Annotated in this window: 29 protein-coding genes and 2 tRNA genes; 19 read left to right on the top strand and 12 right to left on the bottom strand. The window is 69.7% G+C overall.

All coding sequences use genetic code 11. From position 1 onward, the window contains the following. Window positions 1–6: 6 nt before the first annotated feature. From ACFPZ3_RS46295 to ACFPZ3_RS46285, 3 genes are read right to left on the bottom strand one after another with little or no spacing between them, the layout of a single operon-like run. Window positions 7–1,416 carry a M20/M25/M40 family metallo-hydrolase gene (locus ACFPZ3_RS46295; RefSeq protein WP_379520782.1) on the bottom strand — a complete coding sequence of 470 codons (1,410 nt, stop codon included), beginning with the start codon at window positions 1,414–1,416 and terminating at the stop codon, window positions 7–9. Window positions 1,417–1,424: 8 nt separating this feature from the next. Continuing rightward, on the bottom strand, window positions 1,425–1,751 hold the full coding sequence (locus ACFPZ3_RS46290) for a hypothetical protein (RefSeq protein ID WP_379520781.1): 327 nt from the start codon (window positions 1,749–1,751) through the stop codon (window positions 1,425–1,427). Beyond that, window positions 1,748–2,617: an SCO6745 family protein gene (locus tag ACFPZ3_RS46285; RefSeq protein ID WP_379520780.1), complete on the bottom strand. Its 870-nt coding sequence runs from the start codon at window positions 2,615–2,617 to the stop codon at window positions 1,748–1,750. Before ACFPZ3_RS46285 ends, ACFPZ3_RS46290 begins: the two co-directional genes overlap by 4 nt. A 31-nt stretch (window positions 2,618–2,648) precedes the next feature. Between ACFPZ3_RS46285 and ACFPZ3_RS46280 the strand changes: the two genes are divergently transcribed. Beyond that, complete coding sequence (locus ACFPZ3_RS46280; protein ID WP_379520779.1) at window positions 2,649–3,287, top strand: CGNR zinc finger domain-containing protein; 639 nt, start codon at window positions 2,649–2,651, stop codon at window positions 3,285–3,287. 8 nt (window positions 3,288–3,295) lie between these two features. Here ACFPZ3_RS46280 and ACFPZ3_RS46275 read toward each other — a convergent pair whose 3' ends face one another. After that, window positions 3,296–3,790 carry a GNAT family N-acetyltransferase gene (locus ACFPZ3_RS46275; protein ID WP_379520778.1) on the bottom strand — a complete coding sequence of 165 codons (495 nt, stop codon included), beginning with the start codon at window positions 3,788–3,790 and terminating at the stop codon, window positions 3,296–3,298. Between the two features lie 256 nt (window positions 3,791–4,046). Next, window positions 4,047–4,577: a DinB family protein gene (locus ACFPZ3_RS46270; protein ID WP_379520777.1), complete on the bottom strand. Its 531-nt coding sequence runs from the start codon at window positions 4,575–4,577 to the stop codon at window positions 4,047–4,049. Window positions 4,578–4,649: 72 nt separating this feature from the next. On the opposite strand from ACFPZ3_RS46270, the gene ACFPZ3_RS46265 reads away from it, so the two are divergent. Next, window positions 4,650–5,306: a flavin reductase family protein gene (locus ACFPZ3_RS46265; RefSeq protein WP_379520776.1), complete on the top strand. Its 657-nt coding sequence runs from the start codon at window positions 4,650–4,652 to the stop codon at window positions 5,304–5,306. On the opposite strand, the gene ACFPZ3_RS46260 is transcribed toward ACFPZ3_RS46265, so the two are convergent. After that, complete coding sequence (locus ACFPZ3_RS46260; protein ID WP_379520775.1) at window positions 5,264–6,145, bottom strand: helix-turn-helix domain-containing protein; 882 nt, start codon at window positions 6,143–6,145, stop codon at window positions 5,264–5,266. The genes ACFPZ3_RS46265 and ACFPZ3_RS46260 overlap by 43 nt on opposite strands. Window positions 6,146–6,301: 156 nt before the next feature. Here ACFPZ3_RS46260 and ACFPZ3_RS46255 point away from each other — a divergent pair, with 156 nt between their 5' ends. Then, a complete protein-coding gene (locus tag ACFPZ3_RS46255) occupies window positions 6,302–7,027 on the top strand; it encodes an alpha/beta fold hydrolase (RefSeq protein WP_379520774.1) in 726 nt (241 codons plus the stop codon). Between the two features lie 19 nt (window positions 7,028–7,046). On the opposite strand, the gene ACFPZ3_RS46250 is transcribed toward ACFPZ3_RS46255, so the two are convergent. Genes ACFPZ3_RS46250 through ACFPZ3_RS46240 form a run of 3 tightly spaced genes read right to left on the bottom strand, consistent with a single transcriptional unit; the run spans window position 7,047 to window position 9,254 of the window. Continuing rightward, window positions 7,047–7,547, bottom strand: a complete 501-nt coding sequence (locus ACFPZ3_RS46250) for an NUDIX hydrolase (protein WP_379520773.1) — start codon at window positions 7,545–7,547, stop codon at window positions 7,047–7,049. 41 nt (window positions 7,548–7,588) lie between these two features. Then, on the bottom strand, window positions 7,589–8,332 hold the full coding sequence (locus ACFPZ3_RS46245; RefSeq protein ID WP_379520772.1) for an ABC transporter permease: 744 nt from the start codon (window positions 8,330–8,332) through the stop codon (window positions 7,589–7,591). Continuing rightward, window positions 8,313–9,254: an ATP-binding cassette domain-containing protein gene (locus tag ACFPZ3_RS46240; RefSeq protein WP_379520771.1), complete on the bottom strand. Its 942-nt coding sequence runs from the start codon at window positions 9,252–9,254 to the stop codon at window positions 8,313–8,315. The genes ACFPZ3_RS46245 and ACFPZ3_RS46240 overlap by 20 nt, the downstream gene beginning before the upstream one ends. A gap of 198 nt (window positions 9,255–9,452) precedes the next feature. Here ACFPZ3_RS46240 and ACFPZ3_RS46235 point away from each other — a divergent pair, with 198 nt between their 5' ends. From ACFPZ3_RS46235 to ACFPZ3_RS46180, 12 genes are all read left to right on the top strand, one after another. After that, complete coding sequence (locus ACFPZ3_RS46235; RefSeq protein WP_379520770.1) at window positions 9,453–10,016, top strand: P-loop nucleotide/nucleoside kinase family protein; 564 nt, start codon at window positions 9,453–9,455, stop codon at window positions 10,014–10,016. Window positions 10,017–10,066: 50 nt separating this feature from the next. Further along, on the top strand, window positions 10,067–11,026 hold the full coding sequence (locus ACFPZ3_RS46230) for a lysozyme (protein ID WP_379520769.1): 960 nt from the start codon (window positions 10,067–10,069) through the stop codon (window positions 11,024–11,026). 36 nt (window positions 11,027–11,062) lie between these two features. Further along, window positions 11,063–11,584 (top strand): C40 family peptidase, encoded by a 522-nt coding sequence (locus tag ACFPZ3_RS46225; RefSeq protein ID WP_379520768.1) that lies wholly within the window; start codon window positions 11,063–11,065, stop codon window positions 11,582–11,584. Between the two features lie 84 nt (window positions 11,585–11,668). Further along, window positions 11,669–11,899, top strand: a complete 231-nt coding sequence (locus ACFPZ3_RS46220) for a transposase (RefSeq protein WP_379520767.1) — start codon at window positions 11,669–11,671, stop codon at window positions 11,897–11,899. 39 nt (window positions 11,900–11,938) lie between these two features. Beyond that, window positions 11,939–12,011 (top strand) — tRNA-Thr (locus ACFPZ3_RS46215). A 276-nt stretch (window positions 12,012–12,287) separates the two neighbouring features. Beyond that, window positions 12,288–12,361, top strand: a tRNA-Met gene (locus tag ACFPZ3_RS46210). Window positions 12,362–12,432: 71 nt separating this feature from the next. Then, window positions 12,433–12,597 carry a 50S ribosomal protein L33 gene (rpmG, locus tag ACFPZ3_RS46205; RefSeq protein WP_019632658.1) on the top strand — a complete coding sequence of 55 codons (165 nt, stop codon included), beginning with the start codon at window positions 12,433–12,435 and terminating at the stop codon, window positions 12,595–12,597. A gap of 188 nt (window positions 12,598–12,785) precedes the next feature. After that, window positions 12,786–13,235 carry a MaoC family dehydratase N-terminal domain-containing protein gene (locus ACFPZ3_RS46200; protein ID WP_379520766.1) on the top strand — a complete coding sequence of 150 codons (450 nt, stop codon included), beginning with the start codon at window positions 12,786–12,788 and terminating at the stop codon, window positions 13,233–13,235. Between the two features lies 1 nt (window position 13,236). Further along, entirely contained in the window at window positions 13,237–13,665 is a 429-nt protein-coding gene (locus tag ACFPZ3_RS46195; protein WP_379520765.1) for a MaoC family dehydratase, read from the top strand. Window positions 13,666–13,768: 103 nt separating this feature from the next. Then, complete coding sequence (locus ACFPZ3_RS46190; protein WP_379520764.1) at window positions 13,769–14,965, top strand: hypothetical protein; 1,197 nt, start codon at window positions 13,769–13,771, stop codon at window positions 14,963–14,965. A gap of 11 nt (window positions 14,966–14,976) precedes the next feature. Beyond that, window positions 14,977–16,014 carry a UDP-N-acetylmuramate dehydrogenase gene (locus ACFPZ3_RS46185; protein ID WP_379520763.1) on the top strand — a complete coding sequence of 346 codons (1,038 nt, stop codon included), beginning with the start codon at window positions 14,977–14,979 and terminating at the stop codon, window positions 16,012–16,014. Between the two features lie 231 nt (window positions 16,015–16,245). Then, a complete protein-coding gene (locus tag ACFPZ3_RS46180; protein ID WP_379520762.1) occupies window positions 16,246–16,812 on the top strand; it encodes a TMEM165/GDT1 family protein in 567 nt (188 codons plus the stop codon). 50 nt (window positions 16,813–16,862) lie between these two features. Here the strand turns inward: ACFPZ3_RS46180 and ACFPZ3_RS46175 are convergent, their stop codons facing one another. Both ACFPZ3_RS46175 and ACFPZ3_RS46170 read right to left on the bottom strand, forming a co-directional pair. Continuing rightward, window positions 16,863–19,715: an ATP-binding protein gene (locus ACFPZ3_RS46175; protein ID WP_379520761.1), complete on the bottom strand. Its 2,853-nt coding sequence runs from the start codon at window positions 19,713–19,715 to the stop codon at window positions 16,863–16,865. Between the two features lie 102 nt (window positions 19,716–19,817). Next, on the bottom strand, window positions 19,818–19,964 hold the full coding sequence (locus ACFPZ3_RS46170) for a hypothetical protein (RefSeq protein WP_379520760.1): 147 nt from the start codon (window positions 19,962–19,964) through the stop codon (window positions 19,818–19,820). A gap of 200 nt (window positions 19,965–20,164) precedes the next feature. On the opposite strand from ACFPZ3_RS46170, the gene deoC reads away from it, so the two are divergent. The 4 genes from deoC to ACFPZ3_RS46150 are packed head-to-tail and all read left to right on the top strand — an operon-like array spanning window position 20,165 to window position 23,541. After that, complete coding sequence (deoC, locus tag ACFPZ3_RS46165) at window positions 20,165–21,094, top strand: deoxyribose-phosphate aldolase (protein ID WP_379520759.1); 930 nt, start codon at window positions 20,165–20,167, stop codon at window positions 21,092–21,094. A 3-nt stretch (window positions 21,095–21,097) separates the two neighbouring features. Then, window positions 21,098–22,516, top strand: coding sequence for an aldehyde dehydrogenase family protein (locus tag ACFPZ3_RS46160; RefSeq protein ID WP_379520758.1), 1,419 nt, complete (start codon window positions 21,098–21,100; stop codon window positions 22,514–22,516). Then, window positions 22,509–22,703 (top strand): hypothetical protein, encoded by a 195-nt coding sequence (locus ACFPZ3_RS46155; protein WP_379520757.1) that lies wholly within the window; start codon window positions 22,509–22,511, stop codon window positions 22,701–22,703. The genes ACFPZ3_RS46160 and ACFPZ3_RS46155 overlap by 8 nt, the downstream gene beginning before the upstream one ends. Then, window positions 22,696–23,541, top strand: coding sequence for an aldehyde dehydrogenase family protein (locus ACFPZ3_RS46150; protein WP_379520756.1), 846 nt, complete (start codon window positions 22,696–22,698; stop codon window positions 23,539–23,541). The genes ACFPZ3_RS46155 and ACFPZ3_RS46150 overlap by 8 nt, the downstream gene beginning before the upstream one ends. Here ACFPZ3_RS46150 and ACFPZ3_RS46145 read toward each other — a convergent pair. Beyond that, window positions 23,538–24,809, bottom strand: a complete 1,272-nt coding sequence (locus ACFPZ3_RS46145; protein ID WP_379520755.1) for an FAD-binding oxidoreductase — start codon at window positions 24,807–24,809, stop codon at window positions 23,538–23,540. The two genes, ACFPZ3_RS46150 and ACFPZ3_RS46145, sit on opposite strands and share 4 nt — an antisense overlap. Window positions 24,810–24,827 lie beyond the last annotated feature (18 nt).

Below are 24,827 nucleotides of genomic sequence, written 5' to 3'. Positions count from 1 at the left end.
CGCGCTCTAGATCCGGGGGAAGGCGACCGGGCTGCGGTGGCCGTCGCGGTCCACGGCGCGCAGCCCGAACTGTACGTTGTCCTTCGCCAGGTCGACGGTGGCCGTGATGACGTCGCCGACGTCTATGGCGTGGGTCCAGTCCGGCGATGTGGTCTCCCGCCACATGATCTCGTAGCCGGCCAGGTCGGGCTCGGTGCCGCGGTCCCAGGTCAGCGTGGTGTCGTTGGTCAGGCTCGTCGCGTTGATCCGGACGTTCTTCGGCGTGCCAGGGGCCTGCGCCAGGGACCACAGCGTCGCGGCGTTCACCTTGGCGACCCGGGCGGTGTAGGCGAAGTCGACGAATTGCGGCAGATCGCCGAACTGGACGCCGTTCTCCACCCGTATGTCCTGGTGCTCGTGGTCATAGTTCTCGCGCGGCTCGGTGAAGCGGGCGGCCGCGTAGCCCTGCCGGATGAACGAGATGTGGTCGCTGCCGCGCAGGTACCGGTCGCGCCGCCAGATCACCCGGACCTTCATGCCGGTCTCGTCGTTGTCCGCCACGTCCTTGACGAAGCGGCCGAGCTGGCGCGACGGGCCGTCGTTCTCGCCGCCGACCGACTGCCGGGTGGAGGCCTCCGCGGGGGTCTCGGTGGTCGGCACGCCCTCGACGAAGAGGCGTACCGTGTGCGGCTCCGGGCGGGTGCCGTCCCAGCCGGAGCTGGCGCCGACGATGTCGTTGCTGAACATCGCCTGTACGTCGGCGCCGGCCTCCTTGAGCCGCGCGGCCATGTGCGCCGAGCCGTACAGGCCCTGCTCCTCGGCGCTGACGGCGGCGAACACCAGGGTGCCCTCGGTGCGGCGGGTGGCGAAGAGCCGGGCCAGTTCGAGCACCACGGCCACGCCGGAGGCGTCGTCGTCGGCGCCGGGGGCGTCGGCGGTGGCGTTCATGACGTCGGTGACGCGGGAGTCGAGGTGGCCGGTGACGACGTACAACCGTGCGGGGGAGGCGTCGCCGCGGAGCGTGCCGATGACGTTGGTGATGGTCGTCGGCTCGGGGATGCGCGGGCTGACCGGCTGGACGAACGCCTGCCTCTCGACGGTCATCCGGCCCCCTGAGGTGGCCGCTATCTCCAGGAACCGGGAGTGCACCCATTCCACGGCGGCGCCGATGCCGCGTACCGGGTCGGTCTGGGTGGACAGGGTGTGCCGGGTGCCGAAGGCCACCATCCGCAGCACGTCCGCCTTGATCCGGGCTGGGTCGACCGCGCGTAACAGCGCGCGCAGCGCCTGGTCGGGACGTTGTGGCCGGGTCGGACGGCCTGGGCCGTCGCTCACCGTGGCGGACGCGGGGTCGGCGATGAGCGGGAGGGCCACAGCGCCCGTGGCCGATGCGGTCAGGAATGTACGCCGGGTCGTGTGAGGGTGACTCGTATCCATGACATGAATCAACCTCCTCTTCGACGCGAGCGCCAGAGGCAGATTCCGCGGACGAACACTACGACGTCCCGATCCTCGCCGGCCCGCTCCCACCCCGACCGCTCGTACAACCGAACCGCGTCCGAGGCGCCAGGAGAGGTCAGCAACCAGCGTCCGGCCGCCAGGGCCGCGCGGAAGCCCGGCCGGCGGGCGTCGGCGGTGAGGCGGGTGTCGAAGGCGGTGACCGCGCTCTCGTTCTCGTGCCACGGCGGGCCGGTGAAGGCCGAGCGGTAGAGGTGCACCAGTTCGGGCTGCCGGACCAGGCTCTGTTCGCCGGTCAGCAGGCCGAGTGTCATGCCGGCGCCTGTACCGTGCCGATGCCCAGGGTGCTGGTCATCGGCAGGACGCCGGACTCGAAGGCGGCGCCGAGCATCGGGAGGTTCAGCTGGGCCAGCCGTTCCGCGCGCTCGGCGCCCAGGGCTCGCCAGGGGGCGGCGGCGAGGTCGTCGGTCATGCGCTCCACCTGGTCGCGCAGGCGTCGTCCCTGGTCGGTGGCCTGGCCGTCGGCGTCGATCAGGCCGCGGGCGGCCAGCCGGTCCTGCGCCGCCGCCCACTCCTGCTCGCTCCAGCCGCGGCCGGCGAAGTTGACCACGGGGGCCGCGCCGACCGCGGCGAAGGAGACCAGCGCTTCGCAACCGTCGAGTCCGGCGGCGGCCAGCGCCGCCAGGTGCCCGTCGCCGCGGTGCTCGCGCAGCACGGTGTACGCCTGCCAGAGCACGAGATGCGGCTCGTCCGGCCAGGGCAGGTCGAGGTTGGCGGCGGTCAGCGGCCGGTGCGGCACGTCCACGCTCTCCGCCGCCCGCCTGGCCAGGCCCGCCGCCTCGGCGATGTCCGGGTGATCCAGCCGGTCGCCGAGCAGGGCGCGGTACGTGCGGTCCACCGCCCGCAGCCGGGCGTCGAGGACTTTCTCCGGGGTGGAGGTGGCCCAGATCGCCGGCACGTACTCGGCGATCATGGACGGGCTGAAGCTGTACGCCGTGGCCGTGACCAGGTGCGGACCCGCTGCTCCGAGCGGTGCCCAGCGCCAGGCGAAGTAGCTCGGCCAGCGCGACCCGACGTCGTAGCCGAGCCGGTCCGCCTCCTCGAACGCCTGGGGCGAGAAGTACAACATCGCGTGCACCGGCTCGATCTGGTGCCACATTCCGCGAGCGTTCACCGACATGATTGCCTCACTGTCTAGATAAGCTATGCCAGTGACTGTAGATCCTTGGCGCATCACTGGTCAACAACAAATAGACAGTTATGTCGAACGGCACGTGCAGCGCGCCGTACTGCTGGTGAACGAGCTGGCCGTCGAACGCGCGTACGGTCGCCAGGTCGTGCCACCGGCCACGGGACCGGACCGCCAGGCGGCCGTCCAGGAGGCGCTCGCCACGGCCGGGCTGCCCGCGAGCGAGTCGCTCACGCCCGCCGACGCCGACCGGCTCGCCGCCGTCGCCACCCAGCTCCGGCCCGCTTTCCGCACGGGATCCCAGCCCGTGATCGAAGAGCTCAACCGCCTCCTGGTACGGCATGCGGCCGTCCCCAACCTGCACGGCCGGCCGGACGGACCCCCCGTCCTGGCCTTTCACCGCGCGGAGGCCGGCCTGGTCGACGCCTGGACCGCCGACGCGGGCACCGCCCTGGCCATGGTCATCGGCGTGGGCCAGGGGGAGAGGCTCCGGTCCTGCGAGGCCGCCAACTGCGAGCGGGCCTTCTTCGACACCACGCGCAACGCCTCCCGCAGGTTCTGCGGCCTGTCCTGCCAGAACCGCGCCAAGGCCAGCACCTACCGACAGCGCCGTGCGGCCGGTACGGCGGCCGGCGAAGGCGGCCCTCCTCCTGGACGGTGACGGTGGTGTTATTCGATGTTGCGGAACTCGGCGGTCGCGGAGTCACCGCCGACCCGACGCAGCCCGGCCTTCTCCAGTACGCGGATCGAGGCCGGGTTGGTCAGTTCGGTGGTGGCGCGGACGGCCTTGACCTCCGGTGCCGTCAGGGCGAACGCCACCAGGGCGCGAGTGGCCTCGGTCGCGTAGCCCTGGCCGCGCCGTGAGGGCACCATGCCGTACCCGATCTCCACGACGCCGTCGAGCGGCGGCCAGAACAGGCCGATGGAGCCCACCACGAGGCCGCTCGCGCGTTCGGCGATCTGGCGGTGGCCGTACGGGCCGAGCAGGCCGGGGTGGTCGGCGAGGACGCCCGCGATCACGCGGTCACCCTCGGCGGGGAAGTCGGGGGCCCAGCCCGGCGTGCGGTCGCCGAGGCGGACGGCGGTGAGCTCGCCGGTGGGCCAGGGACGGAGGACGAGGCGCTCGGTGATCAGATCGGCGCCGGTCGTTGAGAACGCGGACACGTGACACTCCTGGTCGATGGAGAGGACGACCTGGGGCCTTCTAGGCTGAGGCGACCCGGTCGAGGGCATGCTGATAACGCTCTTGGCGAGCCATATTCATCAACCTCCCCGGCCGTGCGCGGTCACGTGTTCAGAAGATTATCGCGCTTCGAGTACGGCGAGGTCGCGCACCATGTAGCGGCGATATTCGTACTGGGTGGCCATCACGCCATTGTGCTCCGGCACGGGCTGTGTCGCCTCGTCAATGGCCGGGCGGTCAGTGACCGGTGGTGCCGTCGAGGCGTTCGCGGAGCAGGTCGGCGTGGCCGTTGTGGCGGGCGTACTCCTGGATCATGACCGAGTAGACCCAGCGGAGGGTCATGGTGATCTTGCGTCTGGGGTCGACGAAGGTCTCGTCCAGGGAGCGGGGGGCCAGCACCTGGCGGATCCGGTCGATCTCGCGGAGGTAGGTGGCGTGGTCGGCCTCCGCGTCGGCCTTGTCGACCTTGTCGAATTCCGCGGTCAGGTCGTCGTCGGCGCAGAAAAGGTAAGGGACCTGTTCGCCGGCGAATCTCGTACGGAACCAGTCGCGTTCCACCTCGGCCATGTGGCGGAGCAGGCCCAGGAGCGAGAGGTTCGACGGCTCGACGCAGCGCGACCTGAGCTGGTCGGCGGTCAGGCCGCCGCATTTCCAGAGCAACGTCTCGCGGTGGTGGTCGAGCCAGGCGTCCGCGAGAGCGCGTTCACCGAACTCTGTGAACGTGACGGGGTGATGGACCCGGGTGATCTCCGGTGCGCGCCAGTTCATTTCGCCATCATGAAGCGAGAGGTCCGAAGGCCGCCAGCGTACGAGGTGGGCCAGGCACGACAGTAAATGGTCATGAGCACACATACAGCTATCGAGCCGAACATCCTCTACTTCGGCACCCCCGTCGTCCTGCTCTCCTCCGAGAACGAGGACGGAACGCCCAACCTTGCCCCGATGTCGTCCGCCTTCTGGCTGGGGTGGCGGGCCGTGCTGGGGTTGGGGGCGCGGGCCAAGACGGCTCAGAACCTGCTCAGGACCCGTGAGTGCGTACTGAATCTGCCTTCTGACGCCCTCGCGGCGGTCGTCGACCGGCTGGCGCTCACCACCGGGTCCGATCCCGTTCCCGAGCGCAAGGCGCAGCGGGGGTACCGGTATGTGGGGGACAAGTTCGGGCGGGCGGGGCTGACCGCGGTGCCGTCGGAGACGGTGGCGCCGCCGCGGGTGGGCGAGTGCCCGGTCACGATGGAGGCCGTGCTCGAACGCCACCACCCCATCGGCGACGGCGGGACGCTGGCGTTCGAGGTACGCGTGCAGCGGGTCTGGGCGCACGAGGAGATCCGCCTGCCGGGGACGGACGACCACATCGACCCCGACGCGTGGCGTCCGCTGATCATGAGCTTCCAGAAGTTGTACGGCCTGGGCCCCCAGGTGCACCCCTCCACCCTGGCCAGGATCCCCGAGCTGTTCTACCGGCCCGAGGACGATCTGGCGCGGGCCCGTACAGCCTGAACCTCGTCATCTCCTGGCGGTGTCCGCATGGCGGAGGCGAGGAGCGCCAGTTTGTCGGCGTTGTCGGTGCCGGGGTCCGGGTGATAGATGACGAGCTTCTGGCCTGTCGTGCCGCTGACGTCCAGCCTCTCCCGGTTCAGCAGCAGGCCACCGAGCTGGGGGTGGTCGATGTGCTTGGGTGCGCCTTCGCACGCCTCCACGTCGTGGCGGGCCCAGAACCGGCTGAAGCGGGGGCTGGCGAGGGAGAGCTCGCCGACGAGCTCGATGAATCGGGGGTCGTCGGTGTCGGTGCCGACGGACTCGCGGAAGCCGGCGACCATGCCCAGGCCGGCGCTCTCCCAGTCCGGGTAGAGGGCCTGCTCCGCGGGGTCGAGGAACAGGTCCCGCAGGCGGTTGGCTCCCGCCACGAGGCGAGGTGACAGGGCGGTCGCCAGGGCGTTGGCGGCCAGGACATCGAAGTAGCGGCCCTCGACGTAGGCGGGGAGCGGGAGCGTGGCGACGAGTTTGGCGATGCCCGGCGGGACGCTCTCCTTCCTGGCCCTGCGCCGGCGCGGCCGTGGCTTGCCGGCGCCAAGGCGTAGCAGGTAGGCCGTCGCGTCGTCGTCGAGCCGCAACACGCGGGCGAGGGACTCGAGGACCTGCGCGGAGGGGTTGCGGTCGCGGCCCTGTTCCAGGCGCAGGTAGTAGTCGGCGCTGATGCCGGCGAGCATCGCCACCTCTTCGCGGCGCAGGCCCGGCACGCGCCGTATCCCGAGAACGGGGATACCGACCTGTTCGGGAGTGACGAGCTCACGGCGGGCGCGCACGTAATCGCCCAGCAGGTTCGATTCGTCTCTCATTTCTCCACTGTATTTGCGCAGGTCCGCGCGTGCCTGGCCCTGTCACCCCCAGGATCACGGGGACCCTGGCTGGGTCAGAGCCCGGGCGACAGCCTGGTCAGCGGCCCACCGGCAGCCGCCGGAGGACGTCGGACAAGCACGATGAGGAGCGAGAGCGTGTCGACATATCTGCTGGTACACGGTGCCTGGCACAGCGGACGGTGCTGGGAGCGGGTGGTCCCGTTGCTCACCTCGGCCGGACACCGGGTGTTCGCGCCGTCGCTGACCGGCTTCGGCGACAAGGCGCATCTGCTCAGCCCCGAGGTGGGGCTGGACACGCACGTCGACGACGTCGTCGGGCTGATCGTCGAGGAGGACCTCACCGAGGTGGTGCTCGTCGGGCACAGCTACGCCGGGCTGGTCATCTCCTCCGTGGTCAACCGGGTCCCGGATCGGATCGCCCATCTGGTCTACCTCGACGCGATGGTCCCGGAGGACGGTGAGAGCGCGGTCGACGCCCAGCCCATGATCCGGGCCCTGATCGACCTCGCCGTGAAGTCGGGCGGCGGCTGGCGGGTGCCGCCGCTGCCCGAGAAGCCGCCGCCCTCGGGTCTGTTCGGGGTCACCGACCCGGCGGACGTCGCCTGGCTGCGCACGATGTTGTCGGATCAGCCGGTGCGCTGCCTCCAGCAACCGGTCCGGCTGGACAACCCGGCCGCGGACACGGTCCCGCGGACGCACATCCACTGCACCGTCGGCGTGCCGGAGGGCATCGTCCGCCGGCCCGTCCCCGCGACACAGCCCAACGGCAGCCCGGCACAGGTGTGGGAACTGGCGACCGGCCACGACTGCATGATCACCATGCCCGTCGAGCTCGCCGGACTGCTGCTCAAGCTCGTCTGACATACAGCACCTACAGCACCTACAGCAGTGCCAGCCACGTGCGCTGACCGCAGACGCGCTCGATCTCCTCCCGCGTCAGCCAGTCCGCATGAGTGCTCTCCGACCCGGCGGGCGGCTGCGTGGGAGTGCCGGGACCGGGCAGAACCGCCCGGAACATGGTCATGTACGCCAGCATCGGGTAGCGGTAGTCCGCCGGAGGCTGCTCCAGGAGCTGGATGCGGTGCCAGGCGAAGATCGACAGTTCGGAGGGCGGCAGGCGCAGGCCGGTCTCCTCGTACAACTCCCGGACCGCCGCGTCGAGCGCGCTCTCGCCCGGCTCCAGATGACCGCCCGGAATGTCCCAGCCCCGGCCCTCCCTGTCCACGCACGTCATCAACGTCCGGCCGGACGAATCGGATACGAACGCGAACGCCGTCGTGGTCTGGTCGACGGGTGGGAGGGTCTCGGCGAGGATCACGTCGAGGCGGTGCGTCACCGGGATCCAGGGCACCGTCTTGGTCGCCAGCACATGAGGAGTCATAGTTCCTCACTGTCGGCCTCGCCTGATCCCGGTGTCAAAACTCAGACGCCCTTGCGCAGGGCGCGGTTGCCCAGGTAGAGGCCGATCGCGGCGATGGCGCAGGCGGCGGCGGTGCCGTACAGGACGGAGGGGTTGGCGAGGTCGCCGGCGAAGAGGGCGCGCTGGGAATCCACGATGTAGGTGACCGGGTTGAACAGCCCGGCCGTCCGCAACCACCCGGGAGCGCTCTCCAGCGGCAGCAGCACCCCCGAGAGCAGCAGCAACGGGAACAGGATCGACTGGCTGACGATGTAGAACAGGGTCCCGTTCGGGGCCGACTTGATCGCCAGGAGGGAGGAGAGCGCGCCCAGCCCCACCCCGAAGATCACGAGCTGGACCAGGCCCGCCAGCACACCCGCCGCGTACAGCTCGAAGCCCAGCGGGATGGCCAGGGCGATGATCAGCACCGCCTGTACGAGGAGGGTGAGCATGGTCTTCATGCTCTTGCCGACCAGCATCGCGGTGCGGTTCAGCGGCGTGACCATCAGGCGCTCCATCGCGCCCCCGATCAGCTCGACCAGCAGCGTGTAGCCCGCGCCCATGGGCCCCGTCAGGCACATCATGACCAGGATCCCGGGCACGAACCACTGCCAGGACGACCCGACGGCCCCGTCCAGCAACGACCCGAACAGGAACAGGAACAGCAGCGGCTGCCCCATCTCGAACAGCAGCCCGGCCGGGTTGCGCAGGCCGGGCTTGAACTCGCGGGAGAAGACGGTGGTGGTGTCACGCAGGAATGTCGTCATCGGTGAGGCTTCTCCCTGTCAGGGTGAGGAACACGTCGTCGAGGGTCGGGCGGATGGTCTCGGCGGTGACGACCTTGATGCCGGCGGCGTCAAGGGCCCGCAGATAGTCGGGCAGCGCGGCGGTCGCCTTGGCGACCCGGAGGCGCACGGTCGTGCCCTCGGCGGTGCCGTCGCCGATCCTGGCGGCCTGCTCCGCCTCCTGGCCGGTGCTGGTGGTGACGGTGATGTGGTCGCCCGCCAGGTCGTTCTTGAGCTGCTCGGCGGTGCCGTCCGCGATGATCTTCCCGCCGTCGATGATCACCACCCGCTCGGCCATGTTGTCGGCCTCCTCCAAGTAGTGGGTGGTCAGGAACAACGTCGTCCCGTACGTCTCCCGCAGCCGCAGGATGTGCTGCCAGATCTCCGCCCGGCTCTTCGGGTCGAGGCCGGTCGAGGGCTCGTCGAGGAAGAGCAGGTCGGGGCGGTGGATGAGGCCCAGGGCGATGTCCAGGCGGCGGCGCTGCCCGCCTGAGAGAGTGCCGGGCACCCGCTTGGCCAGCGGCTTCAGGTCGAGGACTTCGAGCAGCTCGTCGGCGCGGACGCCCGCCTCCTTGTGCCGCAGGCCGTAGCAGCGGCCCTGGGTGACGAGCTCGTCGCGGACGAGGAACTCCTCGCCCGCGCTGTTGCGCTGCCCCACGTACCCGATCCTGGCGCGCACGGCGGCCGGGTCCTTGGCCACGTCGTGGCCGGCCACCGTGGCGGTGCCCGAAGTGGGCGGCAGGAGGGTGGTGAGCATGCGCAGGGTGGTGGACTTTCCCGCGCCGTTCGGGCCCAGGAACGCTACGAGCCTGCCTGGCTCGACGTCCAGGTCGATACCGCGTACGGCGTCAACGGTCTCCTTCTTGACTTTGAACACTCGGGTCAGTCCCCGGGCATGGATCATGGTCGGTCTCCTCCGGGCATGGCGAAGAAACCCCTGGTCGGGGGTGGCTTCGAGGATCGGAACCAGTTTGGGCAGAGGAAACCCGGTTTGGCAAACGCGAATGTCACGTACATATACGCCCCTGACCTGCGGAGACGCCGTCTGGGACGGTGTCTTGACATGGGCCGATTTCGGGGCTCTGAGGTGCGGTTTCTTCCCATGCCCAGCAAGATTTTCGTCATGTGCGAACTGGTGGTACTCGTGAACGGTCTGCCGGGCTCCGGCAAGTCCACGCTGGCGCGGGCGTTCGGGCGGGAGCTCGGCTGGCCCGTCTTCAGCAAGGACGCCCTCAAGGAGACGCTGGCCGACATGCTCGAACGACCCGGCGGGGTGAGCGAGGCCGAGTGGAGCCGGCGGCTGGGAGCGGCCGCGGGGGAGAGCCTGTGGACGTTGCTGGCCACCGCCGGGCGCGGCGCGGTGCTGGAAAGCCCCTGGCTGGCGCCGCTGCGGCCGGTGGTCGTGGCCGGGCTCGCGCGGGCCGGCGTCGAGGTGGGCCCCGCTGTGCGCGAGGTGTGGTGTGACGTACCGGTCGAACTGGCCAGACGTCGGTACGAGGAGCGCGTGCGGCACGTCGTGCACCGTGAGCGCGAGGTCGGGGATGAGCGGTGGCGGGATTGGGCGGCCGGGGCCCGGCCGTTGGGGCTGGGGCCGGTCTTTCGGCTTGATACCTCAAAAGAGGTGGATATATCTGGACTTGCGGAATTGTGTGTTGCTCCGCAATGATCTCCGGCGTGAAACGTCTCTTGTTATTTGTGGTAATTGCTACGGTCGGCATGACCGGGGTCGCTCAGGCGGCCGAAGTTCCCGGGGTGGACGTCAGCGACTGGACGGGCGACGTCGACTGGGGAACCGTGACCTCCGGCGGCGGGAAGTTCGCATTCGTGCACGCCACCGAGGGGACGAACTACCGAAACCCCCGTTTCGACGCCCAGTACGGCGGCGCCGCGACGGCCGGGCTGATCCGCGGCGCATATCACTTTGCGCAACCGCATGAATCCGATGGGACGGCCCAAGCCGACTATTTCCTCCAGAACGGCGGCAACTGGGTCAGCGACAGTCAAACCCTTCCGGGCGTCCTCGATATCGAAGACAACCCGTACAAGGACAAGAACGGCAAGAACAACTGTTACGACTTGTCCGTGGAGGACATGGTCACCTGGATCAAGGACTTCACCAAGAGGTACCAGGACGCGACCGGCCGTTACGCGATCATCTACACCACGACGAGCTGGTGGCAGACCTGTACCGGCAATTCCGACAAGTTCAAGTCCAACCCCCTCTGGCTGGCGCGCTGGGGCACCGAGCCGGGAGAGCTGCCGAAGAGCTGGAAGAAGCAGACGTTCTGGCAGTCGGCGGACAAGGGGCCGCTGGTCGGGGGCGGGAACTCCTTCAACGGTTCGGAGTCCCAGCTCGCGTCGCTGGTCAACCCGCCGGCCATGGTGAAGGTGTCGGGGCAGGCCGCGAACAGGAAGACGTACAAGGTGACGATCTCGGTCTCGGGACCGCACTCCGTGCAGGACGTCAAGATCTCGGGGCGGGCGTTCGGCGGGCAGCGCGTGGTGCGGGCGCCGGGGTGCAAGGTCAGCGGTACGGCGGTGTCGTGCCGGATCGAGAAGTTGTCGCGGGGACAGAAGAAGACGTTCACGTTCACCACCAGGCCCAGCAAGACGAGGGGGACGGTGGGGATGTACGTGACGGTGGGCTCGGTAAAACTCACCCTCAAAGCCCGATAAGGCAGGATAAATCCCAGGACCCGAGGGGGAAATGGGATGAGACGGCGGTTAGCCGTGGCGGTGGCGCTGGTGCTGCTGACCGCCACGGCCTCGGTGCCGCTGGGGTTGCCGGCGGCGCCGCTGGCCGTGCGGATCGCGTACGAGATCGAGGGGCGCGGGATCGTGTACTCGTGGGGCGGAGGCCACAGCGAGGATCCCGGGCCGTCGAAGGGGACCTGCAGAGGGTATCGGGGGAAGATCAAGCCCTGTCCGGCCGCGCGGACGCGGGGGCTGGACTGTTCGGGGTTCACCCGGTGGGTGTACGCGCTGGCGCACGGCGAGGACGTGCTGGGGCCGGGGAACACCGACGACCACGTGCGGAAGATGCGCCGGGTCTCCTCTCCCAGGCCCGGTGACCTGGTGTTCTTCGGGAAGATCACGAAGAGGTCGGTGAAGACGCATCACGTGGGCCTCTATCTGGGCGACGGGAAGATGATGAACGCTCCCGAGACCGGGGCCGTGGTGCGGATCGACGAGGTGTCCAGGAAGAAGGACTTCGCGGGGTTCTATCGGTACTGACGTTCGACTCCTGCCGAGTTGGTATGCCTGTAACGCCTGTGGCGCAGCGAAAAATGAGAGACCCCACGGCTAATCTGTGCGGCTATGAGAAGGCGATGGGTCGGCCTGGACGGTTATGACGTCGTGGGCGCCGTGCGAGCCGGGCGGCAGGTGCTGCGGGTGCGCAAGAACGGGTGGGTGGTCGCCGACTGCACCTCTGTGGCGGAGGTGGCCAGACACCTCGATCTGGCCGATCTGTGCGAGGTGATCGAACTCTCCGCGCGGCGCAGGGTCATGCCTTCGACAGGGGTCGGAACGAGTTCGCATCAACGCTGAGTGCCGTGTATGGTTACACCTGTCCGCAGCGCCGGACAGGCCCCTATAGCTCAGTCGGCAGAGCGTCTCCATGGTAAGGAGAAGGTCAACGGTTCGATTCCGTTTGGGGGCTCATTAGACGCCTGATTCCGAGATCGTCGGGGTCGGGCGTTTGTCGTTGCCGGGAGTGGTGGTGTCCCCGCCCGCGAAGCCGTGGAGTTCGCGGGGGTTCGCGGCGCTGCTAGGCTGATCTCCCGCATGCGGGGCGGCAGATGGGGACTGTCGCTTATTGATTTCGGTTGTCGGGGGTTCCTGAGGCATACTGGGGAGCACCCCACCCGATCGGGTGAGTTACGAATGTGCTCACCGCGTCGGGTATCCTCTACGGGCCGGGTCGTTCCGGTTCAAAGGCGGAGTAGCTCAGTCAGGCAGAGCAAACGGCTCATAATCGTTGTGTCGCCGGTTCAAGTCCGGCCTCCGCTACTGCCCAATCCCAGGTCCACCGACCTGGGCATGGGCGTGTCCATGTCCCGAACGTAGAAAGGCACTCCCAAGTGGCTGCCACCGACGTTAGGCCGAAGATCACGCTGGCCTGCCAGGAGTGCAAGCACCGCAACTACATCACGCGGAAGAACCGGCGCAACGACCCGGATCGGCTTGAGCTGAAGAAATACTGCCCCAACTGCCGCTGCCACCGCGCGCACCGCGAGACTCGCTAGTCTCCGGGCAGGGCTTGCGCCCCACCATTCTCCATAACGCACAACCGGCGTCCCCCATGCAGGGCGCCGGTTTGTCGTGTCTGCGCCTCCCTTGATGCTGGGCAAAAAGCAGGCCATCCCCAGGGACAGCCGAACCTTGTTCTGTTAGCGTCTGGCTCAACAGCGCCGGGACATGCGAGGGAGCAGCGATGGCCTTGAATCGTGACTTCGTGGGCAGGACCTATCCACCGAGTGCCCCGTACGAGGTCAGCCGGGTGAAGATCCGCGAGTTCGCTGCCGCGATCGGCGACCACAACCCTCTGTACCGGGACAAAGAGGCCGCCCAGGCCGCGGGATACCCGGATGTGATCGCGCCGCCCACGTTCCCCATCGTGTTCAGCCTGCAGAGCGGGGGCGAGGCGCTGGTGGATCCCGACCTGGGGCTGAACCTCGCCATGGTCGTCCACGGCGAGCAGCGCTTCGAGTACGTACGGCCCGTGCACGCCGGTGACGAGCTGGTCATCGCCTCCACGATCACCGACATCCGCACCGCCGGGCGCAACGAGTTGCTGACGGTCAGGAGCGACGTGAGCACGGTCGAGGGCGAGCCGGTGTGTGTGACGTACAACACGATCGTCGAGCGTGGAGGGGCCGGCTGAGATGAGCGCCGCGGTGAGATACGACGAGGTCGAGGTCGGGCAGGAGATCCCGGCCAAGGGCTACAACGTGCGCAGGGTGAACCTGGTCATGTACGCCGGCGCGTCCGGGGACTTCAACCAGATCCACTGGAACGAGCGGTTCGCCAGGATGGTCGGGCTGCCTGACGTGATCGCGCATGGGATGTACACGATGGCGCAGGCCGGGCGGTTCGTCACCGACTGGGCGGGCGATCCCGGTGCGGTGGTGGACTTCGGGGTGCGGTTCTCGTCGATGGTGGTCGTGCCCGATGACGATCAGGGGGCCACGGTCTCGGTCAGCGGGGTGGTGGAGGAGAAGCTCGAGGACAAGAGGGTGGTCGTCGGGCTCACCGCGCGGTCGGGCGACGCGAAGGTGTTGTCCAAGGCCCGGGCGGTGGTTCAGCTCTCCTGAACGGCGCGGGGTTCGCGGTGATAGGGCGGGCGGGTCTCGGGTAGCGCGTGTTCGTATGAGTGAAGCTGCGCGACAGGTCTGGCCCACGGTTCGATCGATCCCCGTGTCCGCGGTCACCGACGGCAAGCCTCCCGGGCGGCTGCGGCCCGCACGGGTCGAGCAGGTGGCGGGTAGCTCCGGCAGCGGACGCGACACGGCGGGCGGCACGTCCAAGCCAGGCACGTCCAAGCCAGGCGCGTCCAAGCCGGGTGCGTCCGAGGTGAGTGCGTCCGAGGTGAGTGCGTCCGAGGTGAGTGCGTCCGAGGCGGGTGCGTCGCAACCGGGTGCGTCCGAGGCGGGTGGCACGTCCGAGATGGGCGCGTCCAGGAAGGGCGGGATCAGGGCGGGGGCGGCGACCGGGGTCGGCACGGCGGGTGCCAGGGCACACCGGTCGCACGCCAGGCCGGGAGAGGCGCACGCCAGGCTCAACCCGGCCGCTGAGCTGGGCTTCTCCGGGGACCCTGAACAACACGGCGACCCCGACGACGACATGTTGTTCGCCCAGCGAACCTGGGACGCCTCCCTGGCCACCAACCGCCTCGACGAGCACGGCGTCAACGTCGAACGGCAGCGCCTGGAGATCAAGGGCGTCACGGTCAGCGTGAGCCTGCTGATCGATGGCTGGCCCGAGGACGTGCGCACGTGCCTGCGGTCGCTGATGGACCACACCGAGGCGCGGGTGCTCGCGCTCGACCTGGGAAACGTGGACGGCGCCGGCGACGTCCTGCATGAGCTGGCGCGGCAGTATCCCGAGCGGATCGTCGAATGGCACGTCGCCGAGGCGCCGCACTGGCGAGGGGGCACGGCGACCTGGAGCGAGAGCCGTGCGAAGCTGCTGCGGCTGGACGAGGCCGAGATACACGTGCTGATGGAGACGAACGTCGCGCTGGGCGGCGACGCGCTGTCCCCGCTGATCGCGGCGGTCGTGGAGGGCGCGGTGGCCGCCGGATGGAAGGGGCTGGAGCCGCGATCGGACGAGGACGCGCGGTGGCGGCGGGCCGGGCCTGGAAGGGTGCGGGCGCTGAGCGGGGACCTGCTCGCGGTACGCCGGGCGAAGGCGTTCGGCGCGCTGCCCGAGGACGCCTGCTACGGCAGGTACGCCGATCTGCGGCTCTCCCTCGCGCTGGCCGGCGAGCTGGTCGTGCCCCGCGAGCCGCTGCCGGTCAGGCTGCTGGAACGGCACGAGGCCGACCCCGGCTACGTGGAGCGGGAGTCCCGGCGCAACTATGACGGGGTGCTGCGCAGGCTGCGGGCCTCATAAGCTAGTTGCCCATGGAGATGCTCGCGCCGTACACCACGCTGCGTCTGGGCGGGCCTGCCCGCGACTTCGCCGAGGCGACGTCGGCGGAGCAGCTCGTGTCCCTGATCGCCGAGGCCGACATGAACGCGGTGCCCACGCTGGTGCTCGGCGGGGGCAGCAACGTCGTCGTGGCCGATGAGGGGTTCGACGGGCTGGTCATCCGGGTCGCCACGGAAGGGGTGGCCGTCTCGCGCGACGGCGAGCAGGCGGTCGTGACCGTCGAGGCCGGCGAGGACTGGGATCGGCTGGTGGTCCGCGCCGTGACCGAGGGGTGGTCGGGCATCGAGTGCATGTCCGGCGTGCCGGGGCTGGTGGGGTCGACGCCGATCCAGAACGTGGGGGCGTACGGGCAGGAGGTGTCCCAGACCATCCGCTGCGTGCGGGCCTATGACCGGCTAACCCGGCAGGTGGTGGATCTGGAGGCGCGGCAGTGCGGGTTCTCCTATCGGGACAGCGTCTTCAAGCGGGATCTTGCCCGGTACGTCGTGCTGGCGGTGACGTACGCGCTGGATATTTCGGAGATGTCCGGGCCTGTGGTCTACGAGGAGCTGGCCAGGAGGCTGGACACCGAGGTCGGTGGCCGGGTGCCGCCGGCGCGGGCCAGAGAGGCCGTGCTGGGGCTGCGGCGGGGCAAGGGCATGGTGCTCGACCCGGGTGATCCCGACACGCGGAGCGCGGGGTCGTTCTTCACCAACCCGATCCTCACGGCGGAGCAGGCCGAGGAGCTGGCGGTCCGGGCTCCCGGGCATCCGAGCTGGGACATGCCCGATGGCATGGTCAAGGTGCCCGCCGCCTGGCTGATCGAGCAGGCGGGCTATCCGAAGGGTTACGAGCGCGGGCCCGTACGGATCTCGACCAAGCACACGCTCGCTCTCACCAACCCCACGGGGAGCGCGACGACCGAGGACCTGCTGGCGCTGGCCAGGGAGGTGCGTGACGGCGTGCTGGAGAAGTTCGGGGTCACGCTGGTCAACGAGCCGGTGCTGGTGGGCTGCACGCTCGGGGAATAGGCGGCCCGAGGGGGCTGTTATGGTTATTCGGAATTACCGAAGGGGAGTAGTCCCAATCGCGTGATCGACATGCTGGCGCTTCACCGCGCCCGGTCACGCGGGCCTTGATACGGGCGGACGAGACCTTCGGCCTGGCAGTCAAATGACAAAGACGCTGCCGGGCCGAAAGTCGTGCCCGAAAGAAATTCCCCCGGGTTCCTGCTTCCGGCTTGGCCGCGCGGAAGAGGACCGTTGGAAGCGTTCTGGATCAGTCTCGCCGTGATCTTCGTGGCGGAGCTGGGCGACAAGAGCCAGTTGATGGCCATGACGTTCGCGACCCGTTTCAAGATGTGGCCCGTGCTGGCCGGCATCACGATCGCCACGACCGTCGTGCACCTGGTCAGCGTCGCGGTAGGTGGCCTGATCGGTGACGCGTTGCCGACGACGGCCATCTCGGTGGTGGCCGGGCTGGCCTTCCTCGCCTTCGCCGCGTGGACGTTGCGCGGTGACGAGCTGAGCGATGAGGAGTCGAGCAAGGCTCAGCGCACCACCAGGAACGCCGTGATCGCGGTGACGGTGGCGTTCTTCCTGAGCGAGCTGGGCGACAAGACCATGCTGGCCACGATCACGCTGGCCACGCAGCACGGCTGGGTGGGCACCTGGCTCGGCTCGACGGTCGGCATGGTGGCGGCGGACGCCCTGGCCATCCTGGTGGGCCGCATGCTCGGCAAGCACCTCCCGGAGAAGGTCATCCGGTACGGCGCCGCCGCCGGTTTCGCCATCTTCGGCGTCATCCTGCTGGCGGAGGCGATCCTCTAGGACAGCCTGGCGGGGGCGATCCTCTAGGACAGCCTGGCGGAGGCGACCTTCTAGGACAGTAGCGACAGGCGGTGGGCGGCGGCGGCCGCCTCACCCCGGGTGGTGACGCAGAGCTTGGCGAGGATGTTCGACACGTGGACGCTCACCGTCTTCGCCGAGATGAACAGCTCGGCCGCGATGTCCCGGTTCGTACGCCCCTGGGTCACCAGCCGCAACACCTCCAGCTCGCGCGGCGTCAGCACCTCCGACGGCTCCTGGGTGCCCTGGAGGCCGCCCACGCGGCGCGAGAGGGCCTCGATCTCCGCCACGAGCGGGGTCGCGCGCAACGCCTGGGCCAGCGGGAGCGCCGCCTTCAGCCGGGCCGCGGCCCCCTCCCTGTCGCCGCCCCGCGCGACGACGGTGGCCGCCCGCATCAGGGCCTTGGCCTGGTTGTGAGGCCGCTTGAGACGTTCCCAGCCCGCCGCCGAGGCGTCGAACTCGGCCAGGTAGGACAGCCGGTACGCCTCCACGACCGGCCCGATGACCGACAGCTCCGCGGCCACCTCGGCGGCGTGCCCGCGTACGGCGGTGGCGCGCTCCGGCTCGGTGCCCTGGGCGGCGTCGCAGACCGTGCGGAGCAGGGAGAGCAGCCGCCAGCCGAGCATGGCCTTGCTCGACAGCTTGGGGTAGGAGAGCACACGCTCGGCCTCGCCCAGCGCGGCGGCCGGCTCGCCCCTGGTCAGGTGCCAGCCGATGCGCAGGCGGGCGTTGCCGATGATGTCCTGGACGAACTCCTCAGGCCGGTCCTTGAACACCCCGATCTCCGCCAGGATGGTCTCGACGAGCTGCATCTCGCCCCTGGCCAGGGCGATGTCGGCGCGGGTGTGCAGGAGGGCGTATCTGGTGCGCAGGACGGGGCCGTGGCTGAGCGCGCTCTCGACGACCTCGATGGCCTCGTCCCAGCGGCCCAGCGCGTCCAGCGTCTCGGCCCAGTTGTTCGCGATGAACAGGCCGCTGCCGCGCAGCCGGCCGTACTGCTTGGCGGCCCGCCAGCCGTCCTCCGACAGGCGCAGGGCCTCTTCCTCGTGGCCCATGTCGAGCAGCGTGTCGATGCTGTTGCCGAGCGCCCGCGTGATCAGGCGGCCTGAGCGCTCCTCCTTGCCGATGCGCAGGGCCTGCTCGTTGAGGGCGTGCGTGGTCTGCGTATCGCCGTTGAGCGAATGGCCGAGCGCGCGGTTCATCAGCAGGTCGGCTTCGAGGAGCCGGTTGCCGTGCTCCCTGACCCAGTGCAGGCCCTCGGTGATGAGCCGGTCGGCCTCCTGGATCTCGCCTCTCAACATCAGGTGGCGGCTCAGCGGTGTGACGACCTCGGCCCAGTCGGGGCTGTCCTCGGGCACGAGGCTCAGCGCCTTCCTGAGGTCGTCGATGACGCCGAGCTGGCCCTTGGAGTTCTTGAACGCCGCCCGCCGCACGATGAGCTGGGCCACCCGTTCGGGCTCCTGGCTCTCGTCCAGCTCGGACAGGGCGGCCTTGACGAACTTGACGCCCTTGTCCGCGTCGCCGCCGGCGTTGGCGGACTCGGCGGCGCGTTCCAGCACGGCGACGTGGTCGGCGCCGATGACCTCGGCCGCGTCGTCCACCCGGTCCCAGAGCATGAGGACGCGTTCGAGCAGCGGGAGCGCCTCGGTGTAGGCGAACGCCTTGAACGACTTGCGGGCCGCCTCCCAGGCGGAGATCAGGGCCCAGCGGTCGTTGCGGGCGCCGTACCAGTGGTGTGCCAGCTCGACGGCGGCGCGGCCGGGCGGGACGAGCGTGCGGTCCTTGGAGATCTCCTCGGCGAACCTGGCGTGCAGGCGCTGGTGCTCGCCGGGCAGCAGCTCGTCGTGCACGGCCTCGCGGATGAGGGAGTGCCTGAAGACGTAGGCCCGGCTGTCGGCGATCTGCAGCACGTTGCCGGCGATGGCGGGGCGCAGCGCGGTCTCCAGCTCGACGTCGGACAGGCCGCTCACGGCCGCCAGCAACGCGTGGCCGACCCGGTTGCCACCGGCGGCGGCGACGCGCAGGACGCGCTGGGTCTCCTCGGGCAGCCGCTCGACGGAGTTGAGGATCAGGTCCTGCATGGACTCGGGGAAGGTGCACTCCTCGCCGCTCTCCAGCATGGCCTCGACGAACAGCGGGATGCCCTCGCTGCGTTCGTAGACCTTCTCGACCTTGCCGTACTCCGGGGCCTTGCCGAGGATCGCGGCCATCTGCTGGGCGACCTCGTCCCTGGACAGGCGGGGCAGGTCGAGCCGGTGCACGCCGTGGACCCGGCCGAGCTCGGCCAGCACCGGCCTGAGCGGGTGCTGGCGGTAGAGGTCGTCGGAGCGGTAGGTCATGAGGATCAGCACCTGCGGGGCCTGCAGGTTGCGGCTGAGGAAGGCGATGAGGTCGCGGCTCGAGCGGTCGGCCCAGTGGATGTCCTCGATGACGAGGATGGTGGGGCGCTGGTCCGCGAGGCGTTCGAGGAGGGTGAGGAACTGCTCGAAGAGCCGGGCGCGGTCGGTGTCGGTCTCGCCGTCGCCGCTGGGCTCGCCGAACTCGGGCAGCAGCCGGGCGAGGTCGCGCTCGGCGCCTTCCGGCAGCAGCCCGGCCACGGCGGCCGGGCCCTGCTCCCTGACGAGTTGCCGCAGGGCGGCGGTGAAGGGCGCGTACGCCAGGCCCTCGGTGGACAGCTCCACGCAGCCCCCGAACAGCACGTGGGCGCCGCCGGTCGTACAGTGCTCGGCGAAGCGCTGGACCAGGCGGGTCTTGCCGACTCCGGCCTCGCCGCCGAGCAGGACGGCCGTCACCGTGCCTTTTCTGGCCTCGTCGAAGCTTTCGGACAGAGCCGCCAGCTCCTCCTCCCGTCCTACGAAGACAGGACTGACAGAACGTCCGCGCATGTCATCCAGCATGTCATGCCTTATCCGCTGCTTTCGACGCCTTTTAAGGGGGTTGTGAGGCCCGGCCGCGAGGGAGGTTGCGGCCGGGCTCTCGTGGGGTGGTCATGAGGAACGGCGCTTGCCGAAGAACGAGCGGCGCTCGGACTTGTTGTGGCGTTCGGCCTCGCGTACGCGCCGGTGCTCGGCGGCCGCCTGACGCAGTTCGTTCGCGTGGTTCTTCATGAGCTCGAACTCGATCTCGGGATGCATGGTGTTTCTCCTGAAATTTCGTGCTTTCTTCCTGACATCTTTAAGAATCGTGCTAAGGCCCTGGTCACCACATCGGGTGGATGCCTTATCTCCGGCGTGCGCAGGCGTACGACATACCTAGGACCCGGGCCCGCGGTGCCCTAAGGTGGTCCGGTTTGGAGGTAGAGGCCCTGGTCGGCGATGCTGTCTAGGTGTCAACTGTGACTACCTCGCTCGCGGCGGTCGGCTCGTCCGACGCGGCGCTGCGAGCATTCGTGCACGGCCTGCCCGGGGTTGACCGGGTCGGCGCGGACCAGCGGGCGGCCATGCTGGGCACCCGTTCGATCAAGACCACGGCAAAGGCGCAGGCCATCGACCTGGCCATCTCCATGGTGGACCTCACGACCCTCGAAGGGGCCGACACGGCCGGCAAGGTGCGCGCGATGTGCGCCAAGGCCGTACGCCCCGGCGGTGACGCGCCCTCGGTGGCGGCCGTCTGTGTCTATCCCGACCTCGTCGCCGTGGCCGTCGAGGCGCTCAAGGGCAGCGGTGTCAAGGTCGCCTCGGTGGCCACCGCCTTCCCCAGCGGGCGCACCTCGCTGGAGGTCAAGGTGAGCGACACCGCGCTGGCGGTGGCGGCGGGCGCCGACGAGATCGACATGGTGATCGACCGGGGCGCGTTCCTGGCCGGCGACTACATGAAGGTCTACGAGCAGATCGTCGCGGTGAAGGCGGCCTGCGGAGCGGCCCACCTGAAGGTGATCCTGGAGACCGGCGAGCTGTCCACCTACGACAACGTGCGGCGGGCGTCCTGGCTGGCGATGCTGGCCGGCGCCGACTTCATCAAGACCTCCACCGGCAAGGTGTCGCCGGCCGCCACGCCGCCGGTGACGATGATCATGCTGGAGGCCGTGCGCGACTTCCGCGACGTGACCGGGCGGCAGGTGGGCGTCAAGCCGGCGGGCGGAATCCGTACGACGAAGGACGCCGTCAAGAACCTGGTGCTGGTCAACGAGAGCGCAGGGGATGACTGGCTCACCCCCGACTGGTTCAGGCTGGGCGCCTCCTCGCTGCTCAACGACCTGCTGATGCAGCGCGAGAAGCTGGCCACCGGCCGCTACGCGGGTCCCGACTACTTCACTTTGGACTAGACGATGTTCGAGTATGCACCGGCCCCCGAGTCGCGCGACATCGTTGACCTGAGGTCCTCCTACGGGCTGTTCATCAACGGTGAGTTCGTCGACGGCTCTGGCCCTTCGTTCAAGACCGTCAATCCCGCCACCGAGGAGACGCTGGCCGAGGTCGCCACGGCCTCCTCCGACGACGTGGACCGCGCCGTGCAGGCGGCGCGCAAGGCGTTCGGCGTCTGGAGCGCGCTGCCGGGCGGCGAGCGCGCCAAATACCTGTTCCGCATCGCGCGGATCATCCAGGAGCGGGCCAGGGAGCTGGCCGTGCTGGAGTCGCTGGACAACGGCAAGCCGATCCGGGAGTCGCGCGACGTGGACGTGCCGCTGGTGGCGGCGCACTTCTTCTACTACGCGGGCTGGGCCGACAAGCTGGAGTACGCCGGGTTCGGCAACAAGCCGCTGGGCGTCGCGGGGCAGGTGATCCCGTGGAACTTCCCGCTGCTGATGCTGGCCTGGAAGATCGCCCCGGCGCTGGCCTGCGGCAACACCGTGGTGCTCAAGCCGGCCGAGACGACGCCCCTGACCGCGCTGCTGTTCGCCGACATCTGCCGGCAGGCCGACCTGCCGCCCGGTGTGGTGAACATCGTCACCGGCGCGGGCGAGACCGGCGCCGCCGTGGTGGCCCACCCCGACGTGAACAAGGTCGCCTTCACCGGCTCCACCGACGTCGGCCGGATCATCGCCAGGACCGTCGCGGGCACCGGCAAGAAGCTGACCCTGGAGCTGGGCGGCAAGGCCGCGAACATCGTGTTCGATGACGCCGCCGTCGACCAGGCCGTGGAGGGGATCGTCAACGGGATCTTCTTCAACCAGGGGCACGTGTGCTGCGCCGGGTCGCGGCTGCTGGTGCAGGAGTCGATCCAGGAGGAGCTGCTGGCCGCGCTCAAGCGCCGGCTCGGCACGCTGCGGCTGGGCGACCCGCTGGACAAGAACACCGACATCGGCGCGATCAACTCGGCCGAGCAGCTCGCCAAGATCCGCCGGCTCAGCGAGCTGGGCGAGTCCGAGGGGGCCGAGCGCTGGTCGCCGGCCTGTGAGCTGCCCGGCAAGGGTTTCTGGTTCCCGCCGACGTTGTTCACCGGTGTCGCGCAGTCCCACAGCATCGCCAGGGAGGAGATCTTCGGGCCGGTGCTCTCCGTGCTGACCTTCCGGACTCCGGCGGAGGCCGTGGAGAAGGCCAACAACACGCCGTACGGGCTGTCGGCGGGGGTGTGGACCGAGAAGGGTTCGCGCATCCTGTGGATGGCCGACAGGCTCAGGGCCGGTGTGGTGTGGGCCAACACGTTCAACAAGTTCGACCCCGCCTCGCCCTTCGGCGGCTACAAGGAGTCGGGCTTCGGCCGCGAGGGCGGACGCCACGGGCTGGAGGCCTACCTTGATGTGTGAGCACCGCCGTGCCCGTCGCGCCGGGCGGCGCGCGCAGGCCACCAGTGGGCGCGCCTACGCCAGGGCCGGCCGTCCCGTACGCACCGGCTGGTACGCCCACCGCTGCGGCGTCAGCCGGTGCGGCCAGGTCTTCGTGCCGGTCGAGATGTCGCAGGAGTCCACGTGGAGGGGTCGGGGCGATGAGTAGGTTGTCCGTCAGAAAGACCTACAAGCTGTATGTCGGAGGGGCGTTCCCGCGCTCGGAGAGTGGGAGGTCCTACCCCGTGACCTCGGCCAAGGGCGACTTCCTCGCCAACGCCTCGCGGGCCTCGCGCAAGGACGTCCGCGACGCGGTGGTGGCCGCGCGCAAGGCGTTCCCCGGCTGGTCGGCTGCGACCGCGTACAACAGGGGGCAGATCCTCTACCGCGTCGCCGAGATGCTGGAGGGGCGGCGCGCGCAGTTCGCGGAGGAGCTGGGCGGCGGCAAGCGGGCCGCGCTGGAGCGGGTGGACGCGACCGTGGACCGGCTCGTCTGGTACGCGGGCTGGTCCGACAAGATCGCCTCGGTGCACGGGGCCTCGAACCCCGTGGCCGGGCCCTACTTCAACCTGTCCACCCCCGAGCCGACCGGTGTGGTGGCCGTCGTGGCGCCCGCCGATCCGCTGCTCGGGCTGGTGTCCGTGGTCGCGCCGGCGATCGTGACCGGCAACACCTGTGTCGTGGTCGCCTCCGAGCCCGCGCCGCTGCCCGCGATCACCCTGGCCGAGGTGCTGGCCACCTCCGACCTGCCAGGCGGCGTGGTGAACCTCCTCACCGGCCACCAGAACGAGCTGGCACCGTGGCTGGCGGCGCACATGGACGTCAACGGCATCGACCTGACCGGGGTCGGGGACGCCGACCTGGCGCTGAAGTGCGAGCAGGAGGCGGCGGAGAACCTCAAGAGGGTCCTGCGGCCCGTCGAGGAGGACTGGGCGGCCGATCCCGGCATCGGGCGCATGACGCGGTTCCTGGAGACCAAGACCGTCTGGCACCCCGTCGGGATCTAGAGGGCGCCGAACAGGTTCGCCGGGTCCCACTGGGCCTTGAGGGCGGTCAGGCGCTCGTAGTCCTCCGGTTCGTACGCCTTGCGCACCTCTTCGGGGGTGGCCTGCTCGCCGTACAGGAAGTTCAGCGCCCGGCCGCCCGTGGACCACGGTGACAGCGCGTCCCTGACGGCCTCGTGCACCGGGCGCACCTCTCGCAGGTCCGCGCCCGGGGCCAGGCCGGGGGTCAGCACGGTGGCGAAGTAGAGCGCGTCCCTGTTGCCCACGGAGTTCGGCACGGACTGGGGCTTGGCCAGCGCGCCGCCCAGGTGACGTACCTCCACCACGCCGCGCACGCCGAGCAGCGGCTCCACGGGGAGGTCGCGGAGCAGGGTGTGCGTGGCGTAGTAGCCGGCGGGCTCCGTGGGGTCGTTGTGGATGGAGGCCGAGTCGGTGTACGGCATCTCGGCCACGGTGTCCAGCAGCCGGGGGCCGATCGCGCGCAGCGGGCGCACGAGCTCCTCGCCCTCCTGCGGGTCCCCGGTGCAGGCGATGCGCAGGTGGGCCACGGTCCTGCCGGGGAAGGGCGCCTGGGGGACGTCGGGGAAGGGGATGATCGCGATCGACGAGGTCATCTCCTCGGGGAGGGTCCGCGTCCATTCGTGCCAGGTGCGCAGGGCGGGCTCGACCAGGTCGGTGTCGAAGTAGAGCCCGCCGCCGTACAGCCGCTCGACCGGCACGAGGCCGATCTCCAGCGCGGTCACCACGCCGAACCTGCCCCGGCCGCCCACCAGCGCCCAGAACAGGTCGGGGTCGCTGTCAGGCGTGACGTGGCGCGGTTCGGCGTCGGCCGTGACCACGTCCACGGCCCGCACCTGGTCGGCCGCGTAGCCGTACCGCCTGGCCAGGAGCCCGATGCCGCCGCCCAGCGTGTACGACACCGCGCCCACGGCCGGGGACGAGCCCGACAGCGGGGCCAGGCCGTGCTCGGCCGCCGCCTCGATGACCCGATCCCAGCGCACCCCTGCCTCGATGCGGGCGGTGGCGGTGGCGGGGTCGACGGTGACGGCGTTCATCCTGCTCGTGGTGATGAGCAGGCCGCCGGTGGCGGGGACGGGCAGGCCGTGCCCGGTGGCCTGGACGGCGATGGGCAGGCCGTCAGCGGCGGCTCCGGCCACGGCCCGGCGGACGTCTTCCGGGGTCGTGGCGGGGACGATCAGGTCGGGCCGGTGGGAGATGCGGGTCTGGAAGCCGACTCGTTCGGCGTCATAGTTTGGGTGGTTTTTATCCATACATCCAGGATGTCGAGC

The organism is Nonomuraea insulae (assembly GCF_042656245.1).
The sequence above is the reverse complement of the archived record's forward strand: the minus strand, read 5'-3'. Positions and strand labels throughout refer to the sequence as shown.